At 31.8% G+C, this 25555-nt stretch carries 24 protein-coding genes; 15 read left to right on the forward strand and 9 right to left on the reverse strand.

The window, feature by feature from the left end; translation table 11 throughout:
* Together BMY33_RS19835 and metG are read left to right on the forward strand one after the other, a co-directional pair.
* Window positions 1-1617, forward strand: coding sequence for a DUF1501 domain-containing protein (locus BMY33_RS19835; RefSeq protein ID WP_091411777.1), 1617 nt, complete (start codon window positions 1-3; stop codon window positions 1615-1617).
* A 213-nt stretch (window positions 1618-1830) separates the two neighbouring features.
* A complete protein-coding gene (gene metG / locus BMY33_RS19840) occupies window positions 1831-3897 on the forward strand; it encodes a methionine--tRNA ligase (protein WP_091411779.1) in 2067 nt (688 codons plus the stop codon).
* A 24-nt stretch (window positions 3898-3921) separates the two neighbouring features.
* Here metG and BMY33_RS19845 read toward each other — a convergent pair whose 3' ends face one another.
* Window positions 3922-5175 carry an MFS transporter gene (locus tag BMY33_RS19845; RefSeq protein WP_091411780.1) on the reverse strand — a complete coding sequence of 418 codons (1254 nt, stop codon included), beginning with the start codon at window positions 5173-5175 and terminating at the stop codon, window positions 3922-3924.
* A gap of 74 nt (window positions 5176-5249) precedes the next feature.
* Between BMY33_RS19845 and BMY33_RS19850 the strand changes: the two genes are divergently transcribed.
* The 3 genes from BMY33_RS19850 to BMY33_RS19860 all read left to right on the forward strand — a co-directional run bounded on the left by BMY33_RS19850 (window position 5250) and on the right by BMY33_RS19860 (window position 7374).
* A complete protein-coding gene (locus BMY33_RS19850) occupies window positions 5250-6152 on the forward strand; it encodes a histone deacetylase family protein (RefSeq protein ID WP_091411782.1) in 903 nt (300 codons plus the stop codon).
* A 159-nt stretch (window positions 6153-6311) separates the two neighbouring features.
* Window positions 6312-6662, forward strand: a complete 351-nt coding sequence (locus BMY33_RS19855; RefSeq protein ID WP_091411784.1) for a hypothetical protein — start codon at window positions 6312-6314, stop codon at window positions 6660-6662.
* 1 nt (window position 6663) lies between these two features.
* On the forward strand, window positions 6664-7374 hold the full coding sequence (locus tag BMY33_RS19860; protein WP_091411786.1) for a hypothetical protein: 711 nt from the start codon (window positions 6664-6666) through the stop codon (window positions 7372-7374).
* 1 nt (window position 7375) lies between these two features.
* On the opposite strand, the gene BMY33_RS19865 is transcribed toward BMY33_RS19860, so the two are convergent.
* On the reverse strand, window positions 7376-7846 hold the full coding sequence (locus BMY33_RS19865) for a CBS domain-containing protein (protein WP_091411788.1): 471 nt from the start codon (window positions 7844-7846) through the stop codon (window positions 7376-7378).
* 312 nt (window positions 7847-8158) lie between these two features.
* Here BMY33_RS19865 and BMY33_RS19870 point away from each other — a divergent pair, with 312 nt between their 5' ends.
* A complete protein-coding gene (locus tag BMY33_RS19870) occupies window positions 8159-10558 on the forward strand; it encodes a M28 family peptidase (RefSeq protein ID WP_091411790.1) in 2400 nt (799 codons plus the stop codon).
* Entirely contained in the window at window positions 10542-11363 is an 822-nt protein-coding gene (locus tag BMY33_RS19875; protein ID WP_091411792.1) for a Rossmann-fold NAD(P)-binding domain-containing protein, read from the forward strand. Before BMY33_RS19870 ends, BMY33_RS19875 begins: the two co-directional genes overlap by 17 nt.
* Here the strand turns inward: BMY33_RS19875 and BMY33_RS19880 are convergent.
* The 6 genes from BMY33_RS19880 to BMY33_RS19905 form a co-directional block, all read right to left on the reverse strand.
* On the reverse strand, window positions 11352-11918 hold the full coding sequence (locus BMY33_RS19880) for a hypothetical protein (RefSeq protein ID WP_091411794.1): 567 nt from the start codon (window positions 11916-11918) through the stop codon (window positions 11352-11354). The genes BMY33_RS19875 and BMY33_RS19880 overlap by 12 nt on opposite strands.
* 37 nt (window positions 11919-11955) lie before the next feature.
* Window positions 11956-12459, reverse strand: coding sequence for a hypothetical protein (locus BMY33_RS19885; RefSeq protein ID WP_091411796.1), 504 nt, complete (start codon window positions 12457-12459; stop codon window positions 11956-11958).
* Between the two features lie 73 nt (window positions 12460-12532).
* On the reverse strand, window positions 12533-13255 hold the full coding sequence (locus BMY33_RS19890; protein ID WP_091411798.1) for a hypothetical protein: 723 nt from the start codon (window positions 13253-13255) through the stop codon (window positions 12533-12535).
* 216 nt (window positions 13256-13471) lie between these two features.
* Entirely contained in the window at window positions 13472-14218 is a 747-nt protein-coding gene (locus BMY33_RS19895; protein ID WP_091411800.1) for a succinate dehydrogenase/fumarate reductase iron-sulfur subunit, read from the reverse strand.
* A gap of 5 nt (window positions 14219-14223) precedes the next feature.
* The gene (locus BMY33_RS19900) at window positions 14224-16239 is read right to left on the reverse strand and encodes a fumarate reductase/succinate dehydrogenase flavoprotein subunit (RefSeq protein WP_091411802.1); all 2016 of its coding nucleotides are present in this window, start codon (window positions 16237-16239) and stop codon (window positions 14224-14226) included.
* A gap of 10 nt (window positions 16240-16249) precedes the next feature.
* Complete coding sequence (locus BMY33_RS19905) at window positions 16250-16915, reverse strand: succinate dehydrogenase cytochrome b subunit (protein ID WP_091411804.1); 666 nt, start codon at window positions 16913-16915, stop codon at window positions 16250-16252.
* A gap of 377 nt (window positions 16916-17292) precedes the next feature.
* On the opposite strand from BMY33_RS19905, the gene BMY33_RS19910 reads away from it, so the two are divergent.
* From BMY33_RS19910 to BMY33_RS19920, 4 genes are all read left to right on the forward strand, one after another.
* Window positions 17293-18993 carry a helix-turn-helix domain-containing protein gene (locus BMY33_RS19910; RefSeq protein ID WP_170837136.1) on the forward strand — a complete coding sequence of 567 codons (1701 nt, stop codon included), beginning with the start codon at window positions 17293-17295 and terminating at the stop codon, window positions 18991-18993.
* 182 nt (window positions 18994-19175) lie between these two features.
* On the forward strand, window positions 19176-19334 hold the full coding sequence (locus tag BMY33_RS23305; protein WP_139195706.1) for a TIGR04149 family rSAM-modified RiPP: 159 nt from the start codon (window positions 19176-19178) through the stop codon (window positions 19332-19334).
* A gap of 206 nt (window positions 19335-19540) precedes the next feature.
* Window positions 19541-19720 (forward strand): hypothetical protein, encoded by a 180-nt coding sequence (locus BMY33_RS19915; protein ID WP_091411808.1) that lies wholly within the window; start codon window positions 19541-19543, stop codon window positions 19718-19720.
* Between the two features lie 78 nt (window positions 19721-19798).
* Window positions 19799-20944 (forward strand): methionine aminotransferase, encoded by a 1146-nt coding sequence (locus BMY33_RS19920; protein WP_091411810.1) that lies wholly within the window; start codon window positions 19799-19801, stop codon window positions 20942-20944.
* A gap of 24 nt (window positions 20945-20968) precedes the next feature.
* Here the strand turns inward: BMY33_RS19920 and dinB are convergent, their stop codons facing one another.
* Complete coding sequence (gene dinB / locus BMY33_RS19925; RefSeq protein WP_091411812.1) at window positions 20969-22066, reverse strand: DNA polymerase IV; 1098 nt, start codon at window positions 22064-22066, stop codon at window positions 20969-20971.
* Between the two features lie 215 nt (window positions 22067-22281).
* On the opposite strand from dinB, the gene BMY33_RS19930 reads away from it, so the two are divergent.
* The 4 genes from BMY33_RS19930 (at window position 22282) to BMY33_RS19945 (ending at window position 25536) form a co-directional block, all read left to right on the forward strand.
* Entirely contained in the window at window positions 22282-22794 is a 513-nt protein-coding gene (locus BMY33_RS19930) for a hypothetical protein (protein ID WP_091411815.1), read from the forward strand.
* Window positions 22795-22929: 135 nt separating this feature from the next.
* Window positions 22930-23601 (forward strand): NAD(P)H-binding protein, encoded by a 672-nt coding sequence (locus BMY33_RS19935; protein WP_091411816.1) that lies wholly within the window; start codon window positions 22930-22932, stop codon window positions 23599-23601.
* A 102-nt stretch (window positions 23602-23703) separates the two neighbouring features.
* Entirely contained in the window at window positions 23704-24402 is a 699-nt protein-coding gene (locus tag BMY33_RS19940) for a hypothetical protein (protein ID WP_091411818.1), read from the forward strand.
* Window positions 24403-24432: 30 nt separating this feature from the next.
* Window positions 24433-25536 carry an AraC family transcriptional regulator gene (locus BMY33_RS19945; RefSeq protein WP_091411820.1) on the forward strand — a complete coding sequence of 368 codons (1104 nt, stop codon included), beginning with the start codon at window positions 24433-24435 and terminating at the stop codon, window positions 25534-25536.
* The last annotated feature ends 19 nt before the right edge of the window (window positions 25537-25555 follow it).

Raw genomic sequence — 25555 nt, forward strand, 5'->3', positions numbered from 1 at the left:
ATGTGCGATACTCATTATAAAAATTTCACACCAAAACCTGGTAGCTGCAATAATAAAGAACATAAAAAATGGAATCGACGTTCATTTCTACAAGCTTTAGGAATCGTTGGTGGAGGTACAATGGCATTTGCTAATACAGCTCTATCAGTATCAAAACCTTCACCCCTATCTGCTGCTTTAAACGAATCAGAAAGTGACAGAGTTCTGGTAATCGTAAGACTTAAAGGTGGAAATGACGGATTGAATACTGTAATCCCAATAAATCAATATGATACATATGCCAATGCGCGTCCTAACATAAAAATTCCTGAAAACCAGTTATTTAATCTTAATGACGATTTCGGGATGCCAAATTACGCTAATAAATTCGAGAAATTATGGGGAGATGGCCAGATGAAAATAGTTCATGGAGTTGGATATGAACAAAGTGCATTATCTCACTTTACAGGTTCCGATATTTGGGCGACTTCAGATGTAACTGATCAAGAAAGCACTGGTTGGATGGGAAGATACTTTGAAAAATTATATCCAGATTATTTATTAAGTCCGCCAGAACGTCCTGCAGCAATACAAATAGGTAGTAGTGGTAACCTTATTTTTAATGGAGACCAAAACAATTTTGCTTTTTCTGTTGCTGATCCTAGAAAACTTTATGAAATAGCTCAAAATGGATCTCTTTATGACCTAAGCAATCTTCCTGACTGCACCCACGGAGAAAAAGTAGGATACTTAAAAGGAGTAGCAAACACAACATTTACCTATGCTGGTGTAATTAACGATGCATATGAAAGTACTTCTGATTTCGGAAACTATCCTGACAATAGATTATCACAACAATTAAGTGTTGTTTCTCGCTTAATCAAAGGAAATTTAGGAACCAAAGTCTATTTTGTAACTCTTGGTGGTTTTGACACACATAATGACCAATTAAATAGACAGGAAGAATTAATGACCCAACTGTCTGAAACCATGTCATATTTCTATGACGATCTTAAAGATGCAGGATGGGATGACAAAGTAGTTTCTATGACAATCTCAGAGTTCGGAAGAAGAGTTAAAGAGAATGGATCTCGTGGAACTGATCACGGTACTGCAGCCCCTATGATGCTTTTTGGAACTGGATTGGATGGAAACGGTTTCATTGGAGATCATCCAGATTTATCAAATCTGAATAACAATGGAAACCTCTACAATACAAATGATTTTAGACAAGTTTATGCGTCAATTATGAAGCAATGGCTTTGTGTAGATAGTGATATTGTTGACCAAACTCTTCTAGGTCAACAATACAATTCACTAGATCTTGGTTTTAGTTGTGATACTTTAGGAACAGATGAAGATATTCCTCCTACTTTCGAAAATTTCAATCATACAGTTACGTACACTGACAACCAATCATTTCTTCATATTACTAATGCCCAAGCTGGGCATGTAAATGTAGATTTATATAGTATGAGTGGTCAAAAAATAGCGAACTTAAAAAATGAAATGCTATTAGAAGGAGAACATATCATTAATGTAAAAGAAGCAGCTCAAACCACATTATCCGAAGGATTTTATGCCTATAGAATAACTAAAGGTAAAAAACGATATAGTAAACCTGTTATGATTTTATAATAGTGTTCATACAATATATTACGTTAAACAGTATCAGGGAATAAACCTGATACTGTTTTTATTTTAAAAAGAATAGTATTAGTTCATTTACGAATTAAACATTTTCAAAGACTTAGATAAAAAATGCATAAAATAAGATTCGTATTAATTAGATAAAGCCTTCTTATTTTATATAAGTGTTTATTACCTTTGTGCCTCATTTTTACAAGCATTATGAGCGCACCGAAGAGATATACAATTACATCAGCTTTACCATATACAAATGGACCAATTCATATAGGACACCTAGCTGGGGTTTATGTTCCTGCAGATATATATTCTAGATATCTAAGAATTACAGGGAATGACGTAGCCTTTATTTGTGGTAGTGATGAACACGGTGCCGCCATACCAATGCGTGCTAAAAAAGAAGGGGTTTCTCCTCAAGTAATTATTGATAAATACCACACAATCATTAAAAAATCTTTTGAAGATTTCGGAATCACCTTTGATAATTACTCTAGAACATCTGCTCCTATTCATCACGAAACCGCTTCTGAATTTTTCAGAAAGTTATATGAAGACGGAAAATTTATTGAGGAAACTTCAGAGCAATTATATGACGCGGAAGCAGATCAATTTCTCGCCGATAGATTTGTAACTGGTACTTGTCCAAAATGTGGTCACGAAGAGGCATATGGCGATCAGTGTGAAAACTGCGGCAGTTCACTGAATGCTACAGACCTTATCAACCCAAAATCTACAATTTCTGGAGCAAAACCCACATTAAAACAAACGAAACATTGGTTTTTGCCATTAGATCAGTATGAAGATTTCTTAAGAGAATGGGTGTTAGTCGGTCATAAAAAAGATTGGAAAACTAACGTTTATGGTCAAATTAAATCTTGGGTAGATGATGGGCTAAGACCTAGAGCTGTTACCCGTGATTTAGATTGGGGAATCCCTGTTCCTGTAGAAGGTGCAGAAGGAAAAGTACTTTACGTGTGGTTTGATGCTCCAATTGGATATATATCATCTACTAAAGAATGGGCTGCTAGAGAAGGAAAAGATTGGGAACCATATTGGAAAGATAAAGATACAAAACTAGTACATTTCATAGGTAAAGATAATATTGTATTTCATTGTATTATCTTCCCGAGTATGCTAAAGGCAGAAGGAAGTTATATCCTACCAGAAAATGTACCTGCCAATGAGTTTTTGAACCTAGAAGGGAACAAACTTTCTACTTCTAAGAATTGGGCTGTTTGGTTACACGAATATTTAGAAGATTTCCCTGGCAAACAAGATGTGTTGAGATATGCACTAACGGCAAATGCCCCGGAAACAAAAGATAATGACTTTACTTGGAAAGATTTTCAAGATAGAAATAACAACGAACTAGTAGGTAATTTTGGAAACTTCATCAATCGTATTGTTGTATTAACCAATAAATATTATGATGGTATCGTTCCAGCTCCAAATGAATTTTCTGAGGTAGACCTGCAAACATTAACTGAATTAAGAGCATATCCAAATGTTATTAGCAGTTCTATCGAACGTTACCGCTTTAGAGAAGGTTCTCAAGAATTATTAAACGTCTCTAGGCTAGGGAATAAATATCTTGCCGACGAAGAACCATGGAAACTTATTAAAACAGATCCAGAGCGTGTTAAAACAATTATGTATGTTGGTTTACAAATTGCCGCTGCTCTAGCTGCATTATCAGAACCGTTTTTACCATTTACCTCTGAGAAATTAAAGAACATTCTTGCTATTAATTCTGATGAATTAAAAACAAACTGGAATGATATTTCTACAAAAGAAGTACTTCTTCCTGCAAATCATAAAATTGAAAAAGGAGAACTATTATTCTCTAAAATCGAAGACGCTGATATCCAAAAACAACTAGATAAATTAGAAGCTACTAAAAAAGCGAACGAAGCAGAAAACAAAACAATAGAACCGCAAAAAGATACAGCTACCTTCGAAGATTTTACTAAAATGGATTTGCGTGTCGGAACCATTATGTCAGCTGAAAAAATGCCAAAAGCCAAAAAGTTATTAGTATTGAAAGTAGATACTGGGATTAATACTAGAACGATCGTTTCAGGAATTGCAGAACATTTTAAACCTGAGGACTTAATTGGCAAAAAAGTGACTGTATTGGTAAATCTAGCTCCAAGAAAACTAAGAGGGGTAGAAAGCGAAGGAATGATTCTTATGACAGAAACTCCTACTGGGAAACTTGTATTTTTAAATCCAGATGAAGATGATGTGAATCCTGGTGCTATGATTAATTAATATTCAAATAACACATGAGCTACTTCAATTTTCTTCTATATCTTTTCTAAGATCTAATTTCCTAAAGGCTGGAGAAATAATAGATGTAAAAACAACTGTAAGTAATGTCATACTTCCGCCAAATACAACGGCAGTTACAGTGCCCATGTATTTGGCGGTAATACCACTTTCGAAAGCTCCTAATTCGTTTGATGACCCCACAAACATTGAATTTACAGAAGAAACCCTTCCTCGCATATGATCAGGGGTTTTAAGTTGTAATATAGTTTGTCTTATCACCATTGAAATTCCATCAGTAATTCCACTAAAAAATAATGCAATTACAGAAATCCAAAAAATAGAAGAAACACCAAAAATTATAATACTAACTCCAAACCCAAAAACAGCTAATAACAACTTTATACCTGCTTTTTTGTTAATAGGAAAATAAGCAGTGGTAAACATAATTATAAAAGCTCCTACTGCTGGAGCAGCTCTTAAAATACCAAAACCTTGTGGACCAACTTTAAGGATATCTTGAGCAAAAACTGGTAATAATGCAATAGCACCTCCAAAAAGAACAGCCACCATATCTAAGGTAAGAGCTCCTAAAACTGCTTTCGTCTTAAAAACAAACCTTAATCCTTCTTTTAAACTTTCAAATATAGGCTCACCAATATTAGGATTCATTATTGGTTTTCTAGGAATCTTAAATAAACAAATAAAAGCTAGTAAAGCCCAACCAACGATTATTAACATAGACCAATGCACATCAATCAAACCAATCATAAACCCTGCAAGTGCTGGTCCAGCAACTGCGCCTATTTGCCAAGTAGAACTACTCCACGTTGCAGCGTTCGGATAGATCTTTTTGGGAACTAACAATGCTAAAAGAGAAAATATAGTAGGACCTAAAAAAGCTCTAACAATACCTCCTAAAAAAACCAGGGAATAAATTCCATACAAAATAGTAGATTCAGCCAAAGAATGGGTAATGCTAGGCCAAGTTAATAACAACAACCCTAGACTAATTCCTAAAAAACCTAAAATGCATATAAATAATAAATTCCTTTTCTCTTTTTGATCAACAATATGACCTGCAAACAAAGCCAAAGAAACGGCTGGAACTACTTCCATTAACCCAATAATACCCAAAGAAAGAGGATCTTTTGTAATACTATAAACTTGCCATTCGATAACTATAAACTGCATAGTCCATGCCATAACAAGTGACACCCGTATTAATAAAAAAATAGTAAACTCTTTATATCGTAACGCTGAGTAAGGATCATTTTTCATTAAAAAGGTAATTAGTTGTTTAGCAAAGATAGTATCTTCGTGTTCATAATATAAATGATTCTTGGCTTATCTAAATGCTAAAAATAGCATATCACTCTATATATAAACATCCATTACCAGAAGGACATCGTTTTCCGATGATCAAGTATGAATTATTACCCCAACAATTGTTACATGAAGGCACCTGTAACCAAGAACACTTCTTTACACCAGAAATACTTAATTCTACCCCTATTTTAGCTGTTCACACCAAAGAATACTATAAAGAGCTTACAGAACTCACATTAGATCGAAAAGCAGTACGTAAAATTGGTTTCCCTTTATCGCAAGAACTCGTCGATCGAGAAGTAATCATTGCAGATGGTACTAGGAAAGCTTCAGAATATGCAATAAAAAATGGTATCGCAATGAACATAGCTGGAGGTACTCATCACGCCTATAGTAATCGCGGTGAAGCCTTTTGTTTATTAAATGATCAAGCTATTGGTGCTAGATATCTACTACAAAAACAATTCGCACAAAAGATATTAATTGTAGATCTGGATGTACATCAAGGAAATGGCACAGCGGAAATATTTGAGAATGATACGGATGTATTTACATTCTCGATGCACGGAGCAAGTAATTATCCTTTTAAAAAAGAAAAATCTGATCTCGACATACCGCTTATCAATGGAACAAAAGATCAAGATTATCTAAAAATCCTAAAAGAAACACTCCCAAAACTTATTGAAACACAAAAACCTGATTTCATATATTATTTATGCGGAGTAGATATTTTGGCCTCCGATAAATTAGGCAAACTGGGATGTACAATTGAAGGCTGTAAAGAAAGAGATCGATTTGTATTACAAACTTGTAAAGATTATTCAATTCCTATAATGTGTTCCATGGGTGGTGGATATTCTCCTGATATCAAAACTATTATTGAAGCACACGCTAATACCTTTCGATTAGCTCAGGAAATTTATTTCTAATACAACTAAAACTTTTTAAATTATAGTTTTATACTGCATACCTCCTATTGTATTTACAAATAAAAAATCTCATTTAACAAATCTCCCAAAAAAATCTATATACAGCCATTTACAAACGATTAAATCAGATTATTGTATATTGCTAATAAATACACCTTTATGCAAAAAGATTGTCCTGAATGTGGTGAAAAGATTATTGGTCGTGCAGACAAAAAGTTCTGTAGTGATTATTGTCGCAACGCCTTTAATAACAAACTAAATAAGGATAGCAAAAACTTAGTAAGAAATATCAACAACCGTCTTAGAAAAAATTATAGAATTCTAGAAGAACTCAATCCAAATGAAAAGACAAAAACTACTAAATCAAAATTAATCGCAAAGGGATTTGATTTTCAGTTTTTCACAAGTATTTACACTACAAAAGTTGGGACGGTATATTATTTCATTTACGATCAAGGATACCTCCCTTTAGAAAATGAATACTACGCTTTAGTAAAAAGAAATAGTTGATATGCACTTTTTAAAACTTCAGCTAGTAGCTATAGGAGATAGTGGATTCTTTTTTATTTTTCTATTTGGAATTATCATTTTTCTTATTCTTTCTCAAGTTTATAATAAGAAAAACAAGATGTTGCGAAAATTAAAAGAACATTCTTTTAAAAAAATTCCACTTTGTAAAGAAAATGAATATATCAAAATTAAAGGTAAAGCTTTGTCTATTGCTAAGCCCTTAATCTCTCCAATTGGGAAAAGAGAATGTTTGTATTATAAAATCCAAATAGAGGAAAAGAGAAGTAATGGAAAAAGTAGTTCTTGGAGAACAATTATTAACGAAGAAAAGTTTCAAGATTTCATTCTTGAAAGTGAAGGAAACAAAGCAATTATCAATACAGAAATTTCAAAAAAAAATAAAATTACGTATCTTAACCAAGACATTGAGTATACTTCTGGAACTTGGAAGGATGCACCGGTTTTTTTAGAAAAACTTCTACAATCGCACGGAAGAGAAAGTACAGGGTTTTTAGGTTTTAACAAAAGTATTCGATATAAGGAGGGCGCAATAGAAATTGGAGAGAAGATAACAATATTAGGCATAGGAAAATGGAAAGAATCCGATCATAATTTTGATCGATATTCTTCCAAAACTTTATATGTGTCAGGAGATAGTGAGCGTAAACTTATCATAACTGATCTTTCTAAAATAACTGAATCAAAAAGATAACTTAAACATCTCTCCAGTTTTGACCTTTCATCTCTAACGCAGCTTTCATGACATCTTTTTGACTTATTTGCCCTACCAATTTACCATTTTCTAAAATTGGAAAACGCCTTCTTTTACTTTCTAAGAATTTATTAGCAGCATCAAAAATACTAACATTACCGTCTATGGTATCTACATCTTTCGCCATAAACCTTTCCACATTAGCATCATCAATTGGCATATTATAATAACGACTTTCATTTAGTTGCTTAATACAATCTCCTTCAGAAATAACACCTAATAATTCATTTCGTTCATTAACTACTGGACCTCCAGAAATCTTATTTTTAATTAAGGTTTCCATCACCTCCATTACGGATTGTTTTGGAGAAAAAGTGATTAAGTTTCTAGTCATGTAATCCGAAACTTTAATTGGAGTATTATCCTGCTTTTTTACCTTGGTTCTAGCGCCTTGAAAACTTATAATTCCCATAATAATAGTGATTTAGTGAATCTTAAATATAGTAATTTTGAATTACTTATTCAATAGCATTTTAACATTTATGATGATAAAATCTGATTTTATTACCTTTATCAAAATTACTTAATCCACCAAAATTTAGATATTTCCTAAAAAAATATCATTCACGTAGACTATCTTAAAAGATATTAAACAAATGAGGAAAATAAGAATCAATTTGACAAAAGTGAGTTCACTCCTATTACTTTTTCAAAATACCTCTTCCTCCATTGACATCATAGACTATATATTTTCGATTAGACTAACAAAACAAACTAAACACTGATGAAAAAAATTCTTTCAGTACTCACATTTATATGTATTCTTTTCTCTGTATGGTATACCTTTTACAGTAGTATGCCTCAACAAATATCTGGTCTTGATACACCGGAGCAAGAGTTCTCTACATTAAGAGCATTAGAGCACGTTAAAAAAATCTCTGAAAAACCTCATTATTTAGGAAGTTCGGCACACGAAGAATCTAAAAATTACATTTTAGAAGAACTTAAAAAACTAGGCTTATCCGCAGAAGTTCAGGAAGGATTCTCTATTGGAGATAAAGGAACAATGAGTAAACCTCAAAATATAGTAGCTAAAATAAAAGGTACTAAATCAGGAAAAGCGTTACTCTTATTATCACATTATGACAGCAGTCAACATTCTTCTTATGGTGCTAGTGATGCTGCTAGTGGTGTTGCAACGATTTTAGAAAGCGTAAGAGCTTATTTAAGTCAAAATAAAACCCCAACTAATGATATTATCATTTGTATTACAGATGGAGAAGAATTAGGGTTAAATGGAGCAGATTTATTTGTATCTGAACATCAATGGGCAAAAGATGTAGGGCTTGTTCTTAATTTTGAAGCCAGAGGAAGTGGTGGGAATTCTTTTATGTTGATGGAGACTAATGGTAAAAATGGTAAATTGATAGAAGAATTCATTAAAGCTGATCCCGAATTTCCGGTCACAAATTCTCTAGCTTATAGTATTTACAAACTTCTCCCCAATGATACAGATTTAACCGTTTTTAGAAAACACGGAGATATTGAAGGGTATAATTTTGCTTTTATAGATGACCATTTCGACTATCATACAGAAAATGATATCTGGCAAAATCTTGACTTAAACACCTTACAACACCAAGGTAGCTACTTAATGCCACTACTAACCTATTTTTCTGATGCTGATATTACTAACCTAAAATCTGAACAAGACTTTTTATACTTTAATATTCCCATATTTAAAATCATAAAATATCCATTCCAATGGATTTATCCTTTACTAGGGATAGCAATATTTCTTTTTATTGGACTTATTATATATGGAAAAGCGAGATATAGAATTAATTTTAGTGAAGTTGGAAGTGGGTTTTTAGCATTTATTATTTCTACAGGATTAGCAGGAGTACTTGGTTTTGGACTTTGGAAGCTAGTACTGATAATATATCCTGAATATCACGATATACTACACGGTTTTCCTTACAATGGATATTATTATATAGCTGGAGCTGTATTGCTTTCGGTTGCAACATTCTTTAAAGTATATAGTATTTTTAATAATGTAGAAGAACTTCCAAGTATATTAGTAGCGCCATTGTTTTTTTGGATACTAATCTGTGGAGCTGCTGCCGTATATCTAAAAGGTGCAAGTTATTTTATCATTCCTGTACTACTCTGTCTTTTATGTCAATTTATATTGATTAATCAGAAAAGACCTTTCCCTTTTTTGATGCTTATTTTATGTTTACCATCCATTTTTATGATGGCTCCTTTTATTGCAACTTTTCCAGTCGCTTTAGGGTTAAAAATAACTTTTGCTTCCTCTGTTCTTACGGTTCTATTATGTACCCTATTATTACCAATATTTGGTTTTTATACTAAAAAAAGTATGATAGGTACTGTCGCCTTTATAATTGCTGTAGTATCTATTGGCGCTTCTCATTATAAATCAAGTTTTACCGAAGAAAGACAAAAACCAAACAGTTTGGTTTATATATTAAACGAAGACAAGAACAAAGCATACTGGGCGTCTTATGATCATACTTTAGATTCCTGGACTAAAAACTATATCGACCGTCTTAAAAATATTGCAAAAGATTGGAATCAAAATACCATCGAAAGTAAGTATAGCAACGCTTTTAACTATGTAAATGAAGCTCCTTTAAAAGACATTAAATCTTCTAGAATAGAAACTTCTTTTGATAGTATTAATGGAAATATGAGAATATTAGATCTATGTATCCGTCCTCAAAGAGATATTAATAGAATGGATTTATTTATCCGTAAATCTTTTAAATTTGAAAGCTTATCAGCTAATGGCGTTTCCACAAAAGATATTACTGGTAAAGATGGCTTTGTCAAAAATTCTTTTACCGAACGCACTGGTAATCGATTATTAACATATCACGTAAGAAATAACGAATCTCTAGAATTAAGAATGGAGTTCCATAAAGATTCTCTTCCTGAAATCGTTCTATATGAATCTTCTTATGATTTATTAGAAAGTGACTTATTTTCTATTCCAAAACGTTCTGAAACGATGATTCCAAAACCCTTTATTCTTAATGATGCCATAACTATTAAGAAAACATTGACATTGGAATATGTAGAAAAAACTATAGATTCTGCATCTTTGCAAACAAACCAATCTTCAAACTTATCAGAAGATAATGAGCAAACAAATTAGTGTATTAGGAACGGGATGGTTAGGATTACCTCTAGCAAAAGCTCTTTTAAAAGAAGAGTACATAGTAAAAGGGGCTTCTACAACAGAAAGTAAATTAGACAATCTGAAAACTGAAGGAATTGACCCATACCTCCTAGAAATTAAAGAAGATGGCCCTAAAGGAGATATTCGTTCATTCTTAGAAAAAAGTCAAATATTAATAATTAATATTCCACCTGGATTGCGCAGAAATCCGGAAAGCAATTTTGTTGCAAAAATAAATAGTTTAATTCCATCTATTGAGAATTCGACAATTGAGAAAGTCATTTTCATTAGCTCTACTTCTATTTTTGCCGATGAAGAACAATTTCCCTTAATTACTTCAGAAACCACCCCTAACGCTTCTACAAATGCTGGCAAACAATTAATAGAGGCAGAACAACTATTGCAAGAAAATCAAAAGCTTAATACTATTATTCTCCGTTTTGCAGGTTTGTTCGATAGCAGAAGACATCCTGCCACCATGCTGTCCAAAAGAAAAAATATTAAAAATCCATTAGCTCCGGTAAATCTTGTTCATCGAGAAGATTGTATTGGAATTATCAAAAAAATTATCAAAGCTAACAAGTGGAACAAAACCTTTAACGCATCTTATCCAGACCATCCTTCAAAATCAGAATATTATAGTATGATCTGCAAACAAATGGAATTACCAACTCCTGATTATAATTTTGAGACAACTTCTAAAGGAAAAATTATTGATTCCAAAAAGTTACAAAACGACTTGAAATATAGCTTTAAAAGAAATCTGTATTTATTCAGTTAACTCCGACAAGTCTAATCGTTTGATCAAGGAATCAATTAATTGTTCTTGTCTGTATGGATTGGGGAGCGTAAATCGATTACCATATTTAAGTTTATGAAACCTCTCCAAATAGAACGAAAAACTACCAGGCTTAAGGTCTTCATTTATATAAGCCTTATACAAATAGGCAAAGTTTCTTTGCCTAGACTCAATGCTTCCTGAATGATGAATAACAATCCAAGGAGTTCCAGCTGCTAGTTCTCCTAATGTATCTTTAGATGGGTGTCCATATTCTTGCAAATACAGTTCAATTTTTTGAAGATTAGCTCGATCATTTTTAATCATCTGCTGTATCGCTTTCTCTTTTTCATTACTATCATACCCGAACTCTAACTCTACTTCGTTAAGAGCCTTTCGCACTTTTTGATCTTGTCTATGTATTTTTTCTAAAAAAGCTATCTTTTGGTCATTCGTAACCAAAGATTTAACCTCAAGAATAATTTCTTCACTTATTTTGTCCTCCTTATTACAAGCAACTATCAATACAAAAAGTAAATAACATATAATCTTATTCATGATTTTTTAATCCTAAATATTATAGCCCTGTAAAGAGTTAAGGCAAATTATACTGATTATCAAATTTCGAATTATAGTATTTATTTAAAAAAATAGAAAAATTACTTGGACCTAAATCCCCGTGTTTATATGCTTTGTAAAGGTGTTCAAAATTTCGTTCTTTAGATGCTAAGTTTCCTGAATGATGAATTACTATATAAGGAGTTTTTGCTGCCAAATCTCCATGCACTGCAGCAGATGGATGGCCATACTTTCTTAAATATAATTCAATTTTTTGTAGATTAATTTTATTGGTTTGTAGCATCAATTGAAAAGCTTCTTTTCTTTCTTTACTATCATAACCATATACCATTTCAATATCATTAATCTGTTTACGCATCTTCCAATTCACTTGCTGTATTTCTTCTAAGAAAAATCTTCTTTCATCATTGGTAACCAGACCTTCTATTTCTCGCATAATATCCTGACTTACTGCATCCTTTTCCGTACAACTAGCTGATAGGATAAATAAGACAATTAAGTAAAATATAATTTTATACATTGCATTCGGGGATTATCTAAAAACTCCAAATATTAAGCTATTTGGAGTTTTAGCGTTTAACAAAATAATTTACCTATAGAGTATCATAATATGCTACCAATCTAACCAAATCCACTTCCTTCTTAAAGCTTAATTTTTCCTTATTTATATAACTTTTTAACTCACTTTGTTTACCAGGAAAAGACTTTACGATTTTTCTTTTATTCATTTTAAGATATACCATCTTTCCATCAATCTCCATATAATATTTTTCATGATCCATAAACTTAGCTGGCTCATTTTTATGATAAGAAGTTTGTGCAACTTTTGGATGTACAAATGTCTTCGTAAGTTCTTTGTACACATTGATTTTTGAATTACACCTAAGTTTTATTAGATACCCTTTTTTAGGTTTATTATTAGCATCATTATATTCCTTATAATGATACTCTTGGCTTCCAATTCGGGCAAAAACCTTATCAGCCTTTATCATAGCACTAACATTCTTACTCTCAGGATGTTTTACTAGTTCTACTTCATTAGTATAAACATTATACCTAACGAACATTCCTATTACTTTTTTCTCAAAACTTAGGTCTACTAATTCTCCTTGTCTAAATACTTTGTCTTCATAAGGTGATCCTATCGCTCCTTCAAGACTTACATTTTCAATTTCTCCAGGAGAATCTCTTTCTTTATAATCCAATGGCCTAAAAAGCTGATCAACCGGTGTTAGTCTGCTTCTATCGATTCGATTCTGCGCTTGAATATTTGAACATAGTACTGCTACTACAATAAATAAAATAGTTCTTTTCATTTTTTACGATTTTGATATTCCTTAATAAAAATAGCCAATAAAAAGTTTCTGTAATAGTCTTTTAACTTAATCAGACAAAATGCAAACTTCCTATCTTCTATTAATTAATGTCTTTCATTCGAAAAATGTTACCACAAAAAATATTCCTTTTCAAAAAAAAACTCCAAATCAATTGATTTGGAGTTTTACTAATGCTTATTATGTTTAATAAATAAACTATCCTTTCATACTTGCTTTAAGGTACTCACGATTCATACGTGCTATATTTTCTAAGGAAATCCCTTTAGGACATTCTATTTCACATGCACCTGTGTTTGTACAATTACCAAACCCTTCTTCATCCATTTGATTTACCATTGCCATTACACGATCAGTAGCTTCTACTTGACCTTGAGGTAACAATGCATATTGAGATACTTTTGCCGATGTAAACAACATCGCAGAAGCATTTTTACAAGCAGCTACACAAGCTCCACAACCAATACAAGTTGCCGCGGCAAAAGCATCATCTGCATTTTCTTTATTTACCGGAATTGCATTCGCATCTATTGTGTTTCCAGAAGTATTTACAGAAATATATCCTCCAGCATGCTGGATTCTATCAAATGCACTTCTATCTACCATTAAATCTTTTACTACAGGAAAAGCTTTTGCTCTAAAAGGTTCTATAAAAATTGTATCCCCATCATTGAACTTTCGCATATGTAATTGACAGGTAGTAACTAATCTATCTGGTCCATGAGGTTCTCCATTAATCTGTAAAGAACAAGCTCCACAAATACCTTCTCTACAATCGTGATCAAAAACCACTGGCTCTTCACCTTTAGTAATCAATTCTTCATTTAACACATCTAGCATTTCTAAAAAAGACATGTCTCCTTCAATTCCAGATATTGGATACTCTACTATCTTTCCTTTAGATTGAGCGTCTTTTTGACGCCATATTTTTAATGTAAGATTCATAGCTTTTATTTATAAGAACGTGTTTTTAATTCAATGTTTTTAAATACTAAATCTTCTTTATGAAGTACAGCATCTTTAGGTTCTCCTTTGTATTCCCAAGCAGAAACATACTTAAAGTTTTCATCATCTCTCAATGCTTCACCCTTTTGTTCTCCTGATTGTTCTACAGATTCTTCTCTAAAATGTCCTCCACAAGATTCATTTCGATCCAAAGCATCTTTTGCAAATAATTCTCCTAATTCTAAGAAATCTGCAACTCTTCCTGCTTTTTCTAGCTCAGGATTCATACTATTAGCATTTCCAGGAACTTTTACGTTTTTCCAAAAATCCTCTCGTAAAGCTGCGATTTCATCAATCGCTTCTTTTAACCCTTGCTCATTACGTGACATCCCACATTTATTCCACATAATCTTACCCAGTTTCTTATGGTAATAATCTACAGAATGTTCTCCGGATCCAGCCATTAACTTCTCAATGCGATCTTTTACATCTTTCTCTGCCTTATCAAACTCCGGAGTATCAGTAGGAATTTTTCCAGTTCTAATATCGTGTGATAAATAATCACCTATTGTATATGGTAACACGAAATATCCATCAGCCAACCCTTGCATTAAAGCAGAAGCTCCTAACCTATTTGCTCCGTGATCAGAGAAATTAGCTTCCCCAGCTGCATAACATCCAGGAACAGTAGTTTGTAAATTATAATCTACCCAAAGACCTCCCATTGTGTAATGCACTGCAGGATAAATCATCATTGGTGTTTTATATGGGTTCTCATCTACAATCTTTTCATACATCTGGAATAAGTTACCATACTTATCTTCAATAACTTTTTCACCTAATTCTAGAATTTGGTCAGAAGTTGGATTATGAATTCCAGAGGTAAGCGCTTTTTCTTTTCCATATCGTTGAATTGCCGATGCAAAATCAAGATATACAGCCTCACCTGTTTTATTTACTCCAAAACCTTCATCACAACGTTCCTTAGCAGCTCTTGATGCTACATCACGAGGAACTAAATTACCAAACGCTGGATATCTTCTTTCCAAATAATAATCTCTTTCTTCCTCCGCTAATTGAGTTGGTTTTAATTTACCCGTACGAATTGCTTCTGCATCTTCTTTTCTTTTCGGAACCCAAATTCTTCCATCATTACGCAAGGATTCTGACATAAGTGTCAGTTTTGATTGGTGATCTCCAGATACCGGAATACAGGTTGGATGAATTTGTGTATAACAAGGGTTTGCAAAAAAAGCTCCTCTTCTATGAGCTCTCCAAGCTGCCATCACATTACTTCCCATAGCATTAGTACTTAAGAAAAATACATTTCCGTATCCTCCAGTTGCAAGTACTACCGCATGTGCAGAATGACGTTCAATCTCCCCAGTAACTAAGTTTCTTGCTACTATACCTCGAGCTTTACCATCTATTTTTACAAGATCTAACATCTCATGACGGTTGAAAGCTTGAATCTTTCCTCTATTAATCTGGCGGTTCATCGCAGAATATGCTCCAAGTAATAACTGTTGTCCAGTTTGTCCTTTAGCATAAAAAGTACGTGATACCAATACTCCACCAAACGATCTATTATCTAATAATCCACCATACTCACGTGCAAAAGGCACACCTTGCGCCACACATTGATCTATTATATTTCCAGAAACCTCAGCTAATCTATAAACGTTTGCTTCTCTAGATCTATAATCTCCTCCCTTTACAGTATCATAAAAAAGACGATAATTAGAATCCCCATCTCCTTGATAGTTTTTTGCAGCATTGATTCCTCCTTGTGCCGCAATAGAGTGCGCACGTCTAGGAGAATCTTGATAACAAAATGTTTTAACGTTATAACCAAGTTCTGCTAAAGTAGCAGCAGCACTTCCACCTGCTAATCCAGTACCAACAACGATAACATCAATATTACGCTTGTTAGCTGGATTTACCAGGTTAATTGTATTTTTATGTTTTGTCCACTTATCAGCCAGTGGACCTTCTGGTATTTTAGAGTCTAAAATTGACATAATAGTGGTTTTAGTGATTATTATTAAAATGAAGTACCAAGGATACAACGATAAATCCAAGAGGAATTACAATTGCAAATACTTTAGCAAATTTAGTTGCTCCAACAGAAAATTTATTATTAAAACCAACTGATTGAAAAGAAGATGCAAAACCATGCCATAAGTGCAATGCTAAGAACACAAATGAAAGCACATATATTCCTGTTCGAACCGGACTTACAAATTTCTCTAATAGTTCGTGGTAATAACGAGTAGGGTCTTCTGGTGCGAATTCCACATATTTATGTACCATTTCAGGAATCCAGAAATCGTAAAAATGTAATCCCAAAAATGCTAAAATCACTAAACCTGAAAGAATCATGTTTCGTGACATCCACGAAGCATTAGCTCCTCCGCTATACTTTGCATATTTAACCGCTCTTGCATTTCTATTTTTTACTTCCAAAACGAATCCCATTATAAAATGAAAAACTACTCCAAAAATTAACACGGGTTGCAATGCAAACTGAACCAAAGGATTTGTCCCCATAAAATGAGACAACTCGTTAAAAGTATCCGGGCTAAAAATAGAAGTAAAATTGATGGTAAAGTGCTGTAATAAGAAAAACACTAAGAAAAGTCCCGAAAGTGCCATCGCAACCTTTCTAGCTATTGAAGATTTTATCAATCCACTCATTATTAAGAATGTTTAAAAATTTGATTAGCAAAAATAAGCTTCAAACTTGTTTTTAACAAGATTTTGATACAGTAATACAGTATTTATAATGAATTAAAATAGAATTAAAATTTTGTTGAGGATTCATTACGAAATCGTTTGAAATATAGTACCAACTTTGAACAAAAGACAATTATCATTATACCAAAATGTTAATTTATACCTTAAACTTTAATAGAAATCTCACGTACCACTATTACATCAATAAGATTAAATTGATATTTCAACTCTAATGCCGTAAAAAGAAGCCCTAAATCAGTTCATTATCGACTTCTATAAATATAAAAAAAGCAAAAACATTACTTTTGAATAATACTCAAACTTTAATACATTATTTTTTGATTAAAAAAAACCTATTAATAACTGTTCTTCTAACATCTCTATGGTGCTTCGGGAAATCAACAACAAAAACATTCACAAATCAGTTAAATGTACCTGATAGTTTACAAAGCAAATCAGCACAGGAAATAATCAAATACATAGAAGCTTCTAATACTGAGCAAAGTATTATATTAGAAGCTACTCTATCTAATCTTATTACGGATCTATCAATTTTGGCAGAGTATTACTATGATATTTCGGATACTTTTTATGAAAAAGAAAAAACAGGTCGTAGTAGGTATTATTTAAAAAAAGCCATCAATAATGCCAAAACTGCAGGAAATGATTCAATTTTAAGCAAATACTTTATCGGATTAGGTCACTCTTATCTAAAAGATTGGAAAAATCAAAAATCATTAGACCACTATAACAAAGCATTAGACATTGCCAGCAAATATAAAAACATTCGGCATCAATATTCCGCTCATTCTGGAATGGCAATAATCCTAAAGAGAATGAAAAAGCTAGATGATGCATTAGAAGTTTGTAAAGGTATACTAAAGCAAATCGAAAAATCTAAGGATAGAAATACAATAAATCATGTGAGATTTCTCACCATTCTAAGTGAAGTATACTTGGATCAAAACAATTATGATTCTGTAATATATTATGCAGATCAAGGCTTAGCCATTAGTGAACCCTTAGATTATTCGATAGGATCTATTGATTTATATACCAAAAAGGGAATTGTTGCCCTAAATAGAAAAGAACTAGCTAAGGCGCAGCAATATTTTCGCAAAGCCGAAGAAATCATTCTTACCAAAAACATCTCACAAAAAAAATCAATATTAAATATCAATTATTTCTTTGCTCATACTTTTATTGAGGAAAAAAAATACAATCAGGCTATTTCTTCTTTAAACAATAGTATATCTATTATTGAAGAAAAAGATACCAGAAACATTAGAGTTCTTGAAACTTACATTCTTCTAGCAGAGTGTTACACTAAAATTCAAAACACAAACGAAGCGACATACTGGTATCAAAAATCAAATAAATTACGAGACCAATTTCAAGAAGCAAAACATCAAACTATATCAAAGATTAATAATCAAAAAATAAATAAATTAGAAAGTCAAATTGAACAACTTAAAAATGAAGAAATAAAACAAGCATATCACAAAAAACTGATATTTTTCATTTTGATCACAGTTTGTTTGATTTTACTATTTTTTGTTTTCAAGTATTTTCAAAAACAAAAAAAGAATAACCAACAATTTAATCAATTAATAGAAAAGATAAACTCCTTAGAGTCTATAGATGTTGCTAAAAAAAAAGGTTTTGTAATTGATGATAAAAAAGTAAAGGATGTTTTAAATGGTTTAGAGAAACTAGAACAACAAAAATATTTTCTGCAAAAGGATTGCGATCTGCGATCTATAGCAAAAAAAGTAAAAACCAATACTACATATCTATCAAAGATTATTAAAACTCATAAAGCGGCTAGTTTCAATGATTACATCAATGAATTACGAATAGATTATGCTTTAAAAAGATTAAAAAATGATAAAAAATTCAGATCCTTTTCAGTTAAATCCATTGCTTTAGAGATTGGTTATAAAACGGATAATTCCTTTACCAAACATTTTAAATCCAAAACCGGATTGAACCCTTCTTATTATATAAAGAAAATAGATCATCAGAGGGAAAATTCCTAAGTATTAAAAAAATAACTTCAATTTTTCTCTTTTTCATATACACCATGAAAAGAGCATTAAACTTTACCTTAATTACTTTAAAATACGGCACGAATCTTATGAATTGATCACGAATAAAAGTACCTTGATACAAGATTCAAATTGGAATATACTTAAAACAATTAATTTTAAAAATTAAGATTATGAAAACAAAACAAGAAAACAAGATTTCGTTCAAAAAGCTTACTATTGCTAAAATTAACTTACATTCTATGACAAAAATAAAGGGCGGTGATTGTGATCCTATAAAACCAGATACTGATTCACATCATACGATGTGCGGATGTGATAATATACTTTAAATAGATAAAAAATTAATCTTTTTATTTATAACTCTTTTTTACATCCGTATTTTTCGAAAAATACGGATGTTTTGTTTTTTTGAAGATTTATTTCGGTATACCTTGAGTACAGAATCGTATTAGCTAATATCTGATTTTAAAGGGGTAAACCGAAAACCCTTAACAGAGTAGGTGACAAATAGTATAACTCAAAAAAATACCAAATTATGTTATCCAAAATTTTAGAACTAAAAGAAGTTAAGAAACTAAATAAAGCTGCAAAGCAATCTATCAATGGAGGTTATTATTGCAGAACCAATATTCCTTGTCAAACATCACAAGATTGTTGGGATTTTTCAGGTGATTTTTCCGATAAATGTAACCAAGGGTATTGCCACATATTTTAGACACTAAACTTCACATTGCAATATTATAACCCTGAAAATTTCAGGGTTTTTTTATACCTTGACTTCTTTGTTTTATCTATGAAAAATATCAACACAAAATTACCTAATGTAGCTACTACCATATTTACTGTAATGAGTAATATGGCAAATGAATACAAAGCAATTAATCTGTCTCAAGGGTTTCCAAATTTTGAAACGGATAGTAAATTGATGAATTTGGTTACTTCAGCTATGCAAAAAGGATATAATCAATATGCACCTATGCCTGGCTTGGCATCTCTTAGAGAAATCATCGCTGAAAAAACAAATGCTTTATATAATAGTAATTATCACCCCGATACTGAAGTAACCGTTACTTCAGGTGCAACCCAAGCGATCTTTACTATTATTTCTGCTTTTATAAACAAAGGAGATGAAGTTATTGTTTTTAAACCTGCATACGATTCATATGAACCTTCTATAGAACTTTTTGGAGGTAACGTTATTCCTGTACAATTATCCACTCCTAACTTTACTGTTGATTGGGAAGAAGTAGCTAATAAAATTACTTCTAAAACCAAGATGATGATTATCAACACACCTCATAATCCTACAGGAACAATTTTATCCAAAGAGGATATGCTAAAACTAGAAAACTTATTAAAAGGTACGGATATTATTTTACTTAGTGACGAGGTATATGAACATATAATTTTTGACAGTCAACCGCATCAGAGTGTTGCAAGGTTTCCGGGATTATCCGAAAGAGCATTTATCACTGCTTCTTTTGGAAAAACGTTTCATACTACCGGTTGGAAAATGGGATACTGTATAGCTCCTAAAGAGTTGATGGAAGAATTCAGAAAAGTACATCAATTTAATGTATTCTGTAGTAATCACCCTATGCAATACGCCTTAGCCGAATATTTAAAAACTCCTGATAATTATCTGTCCTTACCTAATTTTTATCAGAAAAAAAGAGACTTATTTCTTTCATTGATTAAAGATTCAAAGTTTTCCTATACTCCAGCTTCAGGAACCTATTTTCAATTGTTAGACTACACCTCAATTACTAATGAAAGTGATGTGGCTTTCGCCGAAAGATTAACAAAAGAATACAAAATCGCTTCTATTCCAGTGTCTGTCTTTAATCTTAATAGTCAAGATGACAAAGTACTAAGGTTTTGCTTTGCAAAAACAGATGAGACTTTAAAAAAAGCGGCAGAAATACTGTGTGAAATTTAGAAAACAGTTGTTTGATTTATAATCTTAAAAATCAAACCTCAATTGTATAATTTCGACTTCTTGTTTATCTGTTTTTTTTTGATCTTTCTTACCAGTATTTAGGTTGGATAATGAAATTCCTAAAAGGCGCACAGAGTTTTTCATTTCTGCCTGATATAAAAGTTCTTTCGCTGTTTCTAATAAAATATCGGCGTCATTAATAAAATACGGTAATGTCTTACTTCTTGTTTGTAATGTAAAATCGCTGTATTTAATTTTTAGAGTAACGGTTCTTCCTGCCACCTTACTACTTTTTAAACGTTTTTGTAATTCTTCAGCAATATTTTCTAAACGTTCTAGCATATATATCTCAGAAGAAATATTCTCATTGAAAGTTCTTTCGGCAGCTAGAGATTTTCTTTCTCTATTGGGTTTTACTTCACTTAAATGAATTCCTCTAACTATGTTATAATAATGTCCCCCAGACTTACCAAAATGTTCAGTAAGAAATTCTTCCGTTTTTGTTTTTAAATCCTTTCCTGTATAAATACCCATTTTATACATTTTAGCTTGGGTTACTTTTCCCACCCCATAGAATTTTTTAACATCTAGATCTTCCAAAAACTCTAAAACTTCTTCGGGATTTACAGTTTTCTGACCATTTGGCTTATTATAATCACTAGCTACTTTTGCAATAAATTTATTAATAGATATTCCGGCCGATGCTGTTAACCCAACTTCATCTAAAATACGTTGTCTTATTTCCTGAGCAATTAAAGATGCACTGGGGTTTCCTTTTTTATTCTCCGTAACATCTAAATATGCTTCATCTAAAGAAAGTGGTTCTACTAAATCCGTATAGTCAAAAAATATCTTACGAATCTGCTTAGAAATTTCTTGGTATCTATCGAACCTTGGCCTAACAAACAATAAATCAGGGCACAGCTTTCTTGCGGTAAACCCAGGCATTGCAGAACGTACACCAAATTTTCTTGCCTCATAGCTCGCTGCACTTACCACACCTCTTTTACCTCCACCACCAACAGCCAATGGTTTTCCTTTAAGTTCTGGATCGTCCATTTGCTCAACAGATGCATAAAACGCATCCATGTCGACATGTATGATTTTTCTATTACTATTCATTTTTTAAGTATCACAAAAATAGTAGTTATTAATCATTTAAATCAATCACAACATACTGGATATCAATATAAATTACACAGTTTAACAAGTAAATATTTGACTCTTAAATACTTCTAAAAAATGATATTACTATATTTGTATAGATTTTATGAGATAAAAATAATATCTTGCTTTATTGATCCCAATCAATTTGAACTAAATTATATTTAAAAAAGATGAAAAATTATATCCTACTTCTACTCTTTGCATTTATTTGTTGTAAATCCGAAAGCAAACCCGCTAATGAATTAAAGGACACTGAAATTAATGCCACACAAATGGCTGAAGATTTAAGTCCTGAAACCGAAAGTACTAATACTATTATTGCAACTAAAACGTATGTTATTGAGCAAAACAATGCTAACGGCAACTACTCTCAAAATTTGTCGATTTCATGGATTTCTGATAACACAGTAGAATATACACTTACTTGGAATAATAGTTCATGTAAAAAAACCATAAAAGGAAGAGCTAATAGTATTAAACCAGAAAAAGAACCTTTTATGAGTAGCTATAAAGGAGTTTCTTTTGAAGTTACTAAATACAAAGACAGTAAATCTGATTATAGTATCTTGCTACAGTTAGATTCTACTAGCAAAGACAAAGCGGTCGTAGAATTAACTTCAACTGCTGATGGAGATAACGAAGATTGTAGACCAGAAAGTGTAGTTATGGTCGAACAAAAATAATTTTCTGTCAAATAAATACCGATACAGCGAATAAGTTAGTACAATGTTACTACTATTACCTATGAAATATTTATTCCTTAAGGGATATTAAGCGATAACTGTAAAAGGTTCCTATTTCCGAAAAGCTAAATCAATATGCCCAAAACAGCGATCATACTTGGCGCAACAGGATTAACCGGAAGGATTCTTTTAGCATCATTGCTTAACGATAATCGCTATACTAAAATCAAACTGTTTTCCAGAAAGACAATAGGAATTACGCATTCTAAAATTGAAGAACACTTGATTAATGTACTACAACTAAAATCTATCGCCAACGATTTTAGAGGCGATGAAGTATTTTGTTGTATAGGAACCACAAATTCAAAAACTCCAGATAAAGGTCTTTATCGTTCAATTGATTACGGAATTCCTGTTACTGCAGCAGAACTTTGCCTGCAAAATAATATTGATACTTTTATAGTAATATCAGCTTTGGGTGCGGATTCAGAAAGTAAAATCTTCTATAACCGAACTAAGGGTGAAATGGAAGAGGCTGTCTTAGCATTAGAGATATCAAAAACACACATCTTACAGCCTTCATTAATTAGTGGAAAAAGAAATGAAAAAAGATCAGGAGAATATTTCTTTAAACAATTCATGAAAATTTTAAATCCTTTGCTCCTAGGACCTCTAAAAAAATACCGTTCTATACGCCCCGCAACTATCGTATCAGCAATGATTTGGTTAGCAAATAACACCTTTGAAAAGAAAAGAATAGTTTCCGATGAAATACAAACAATTCACACCAAAAACGGATATAATTAGTTCATATACCGTATACGTATCTTTCTAAGCCCCTATTATTACTGAATATCTATTTCAGCTTCTACATTTGTTTTAAAATTATAAATCATTAAAAAACAAACAATGAAGTTATTAAAAAATCTTGCTTTAGTCTTTTTAACTTGTGTAATGACGACAAGTCTTTTTGCTCAATCGGATATTAAATCTTACACCTTTAAAAAAGGTGAAATTTTAGATATTCTTTTATTAACTACAAAATCTGGAACTGAAAAAGACTTTAATAAATACAAAAAAACAATCTTTCCTTTTGGTATTAAAAAAACATACAAGCCATTACCCGGATTTGGCATTAAAAAAACTACACAAGGTAATATTCAACCTGCTAGTTTTATTTTAGGTAAATGGGATGATTTAAAGAATCGCGAAGAATTTTTAGCACAAATTGAAGGCGTTGTACCAGATTTTCATTTGCAACGTAGAAATATTTGGTCATTATTTAACCTAACATATTATGAAATGCCAAAAAACACTTCTTTCGAAATAGATAGAAACAAATACAACGTTGTCACTTCCTACTGGAAAAAGGAAACTACCTCTTTCAAAAAATTCAAAGAGCTTTGGTTACAAAAGGCTAAAGAAAATGGAGGAAAAAAAATACTTCAACTAACCAACGGAAAATCACCTCTAGGGTACTACCACAATCCTGATATACTGGTTATTACTCAATGGGATAGTAAAGAAGAATTTGACGTTTTTTATAAAGAAAACCTTAAAATGAATCACAAAGGTGTCTTGCACATAAATCAGTTTGTTTTAAACTAGTATATTAAACCCGCAAAAAACCTTGTTTGTATGCAAACATTCCTAAATCAACTTGTCTATTTCGGATATTTCCAAAGCTTGTTTTTGCTATTTATTTATGTTTTTTCTTCGGATAAAAGAAAAAATATAAATAAATATATAGCATTCTTAGTTTTAGTACTTTCCATAGGATTAACAGGTCGTGTTCTATATATTTCAGGTTTTTTCGGAGATAATTATCGATGGGTCATTTTTTCGGAATTCTCTACTTTACTATTTGGTGCCACTATTTATCTATTTACACGATCTAGTCTATTAAAAAAGCCCTTTTCGTATAGAGAATTACTTCATTATTTGCCCGCGGTGTTATACAATATTGCTGTTACCATAGCATTTATAGCTCCATCGGATCACATACTAGAATCTAGAAAAACTAGTGGAGAGCAATTTAAAATTACATTGGTTTTTATTGCGATAGGCTTACTATTTAATATCACTTATTGGATTATGAGTTTCAAAATCTTTTTGAAATTTAAAAAAGATATTCAAAATGAATTGAGTTATCATATCCAATCTCAGTTTTTCTTCAATTTTCTTATTGCTATTGGAGTTTGTCTGTTTTGTTGGTCTATGATGTTTCTCAATTGGCTTCTAGACTACGAATTATTTGATAGAATTAGTTGGCAAGTTATTTGGATTAGTATTGCGTTAATTATATTATTCATAACTTTTTATGGAATGAAAGAACCTGATTTATTTAAGATACCTTCATTACTAACTTCTAAGAAGTATGCACAATCTAAATTATCAAACGTAGAATTGGATAGCTTAAAATTTCAACTAGAGAATTTAATGGTAGAAAAAAAGCCTTATTTAAATAGAAAATTACTAAAATCACAATTAGCAGAAATGCTTGGAGTTAGCAATCCAGAGATCGCTCGTTTATTAAATGAACGAATAGGGATGAATTTTTTTGAATACATAAACTACTATCGTATTAAAGAATTTATTGCATTGGCAAAAACTGATCAGGCTAAAAACATGACTTTTTATGGTCTTGCGCAAGAAGCAGGCTTTAACTCTAAAACGACATTCAATAAATCCTTTAAAGATTTAATGGGCACTACTCCAAAAGAGTATTTCTCAAATCTATAATCTTATTAAAAACAGAATC

This window comes from Aquimarina amphilecti (assembly GCF_900109375.1).
In the GTDB taxonomy this organism is placed as follows: domain Bacteria; phylum Bacteroidota; class Bacteroidia; order Flavobacteriales; family Flavobacteriaceae; genus Aquimarina; species Aquimarina amphilecti.

Bases quoted from the DNA above. Each gene is read 5' to 3' on its own strand.
- BMY33_RS19860 (WP_091411786.1), top strand. From the start codon at position 6,664: ATGCACTTTTTAAAACTTCAGCTAGTAGCTATAGGAGATAGTGGATTC.
- BMY33_RS19870 (WP_091411790.1), top strand. From the start codon at position 8,159: ATGAAAAAAATTCTTTCAGTACTCACATTTATATGTATTCTTTTCTCT.
- BMY33_RS19855 (WP_091411784.1), top strand. From the start codon at position 6,312: ATGCAAAAAGATTGTCCTGAATGTGGTGAAAAGATTATTGGTCGTGCA.
- BMY33_RS19895 (WP_091411800.1), bottom strand. From the start codon at position 14,218: ATGAATCTTACATTAAAAATATGGCGTCAAAAAGACGCTCAATCTAAA.
- BMY33_RS19835 (WP_091411777.1), top strand. From the start codon at position 1: ATGTGCGATACTCATTATAAAAATTTCACACCAAAACCTGGTAGCTGC.
- BMY33_RS19915 (WP_091411808.1), top strand. From the start codon at position 19,541: ATGTTATCCAAAATTTTAGAACTAAAAGAAGTTAAGAAACTAAATAAA.
- BMY33_RS19945 (WP_091411820.1), top strand. From the start codon at position 24,433: ATGCAAACATTCCTAAATCAACTTGTCTATTTCGGATATTTCCAAAGC.
- BMY33_RS19940 (WP_091411818.1), top strand. From the start codon at position 23,704: ATGAAGTTATTAAAAAATCTTGCTTTAGTCTTTTTAACTTGTGTAATG.
- BMY33_RS19885 (WP_091411796.1), bottom strand. From the start codon at position 12,459: ATGTATAAAATTATATTTTACTTAATTGTCTTATTTATCCTATCAGCT.
- dinB (WP_091411812.1), bottom strand. From the start codon at position 22,066: ATGAATAGTAATAGAAAAATCATACATGTCGACATGGATGCGTTTTAT.
- BMY33_RS19930 (WP_091411815.1), top strand. From the start codon at position 22,282: ATGAAAAATTATATCCTACTTCTACTCTTTGCATTTATTTGTTGTAAA.
- BMY33_RS19845 (WP_091411780.1), bottom strand. From the start codon at position 5,175: ATGAAAAATGATCCTTACTCAGCGTTACGATATAAAGAGTTTACTATT.
- BMY33_RS19935 (WP_091411816.1), top strand. From the start codon at position 22,930: ATGCCCAAAACAGCGATCATACTTGGCGCAACAGGATTAACCGGAAGG.
- BMY33_RS19890 (WP_091411798.1), bottom strand. From the start codon at position 13,255: ATGAAAAGAACTATTTTATTTATTGTAGTAGCAGTACTATGTTCAAAT.
- BMY33_RS23305 (WP_139195706.1), top strand. From the start codon at position 19,176: ATGAAAACAAAACAAGAAAACAAGATTTCGTTCAAAAAGCTTACTATT.
- BMY33_RS19900 (WP_091411802.1), bottom strand. From the start codon at position 16,239: ATGTCAATTTTAGACTCTAAAATACCAGAAGGTCCACTGGCTGATAAG.
- BMY33_RS19920 (WP_091411810.1), top strand. From the start codon at position 19,799: ATGAAAAATATCAACACAAAATTACCTAATGTAGCTACTACCATATTT.
- BMY33_RS19850 (WP_091411782.1), top strand. From the start codon at position 5,250: ATGCTAAAAATAGCATATCACTCTATATATAAACATCCATTACCAGAA.
- BMY33_RS19865 (WP_091411788.1), bottom strand. From the start codon at position 7,846: ATGGGAATTATAAGTTTTCAAGGCGCTAGAACCAAGGTAAAAAAGCAG.
- metG (WP_091411779.1), top strand. From the start codon at position 1,831: ATGAGCGCACCGAAGAGATATACAATTACATCAGCTTTACCATATACA.
- BMY33_RS19905 (WP_091411804.1), bottom strand. From the start codon at position 16,915: ATGAGTGGATTGATAAAATCTTCAATAGCTAGAAAGGTTGCGATGGCA.
- BMY33_RS19875 (WP_091411792.1), top strand. From the start codon at position 10,542: ATGAGCAAACAAATTAGTGTATTAGGAACGGGATGGTTAGGATTACCT.
- BMY33_RS19880 (WP_091411794.1), bottom strand. From the start codon at position 11,918: ATGAATAAGATTATATGTTATTTACTTTTTGTATTGATAGTTGCTTGT.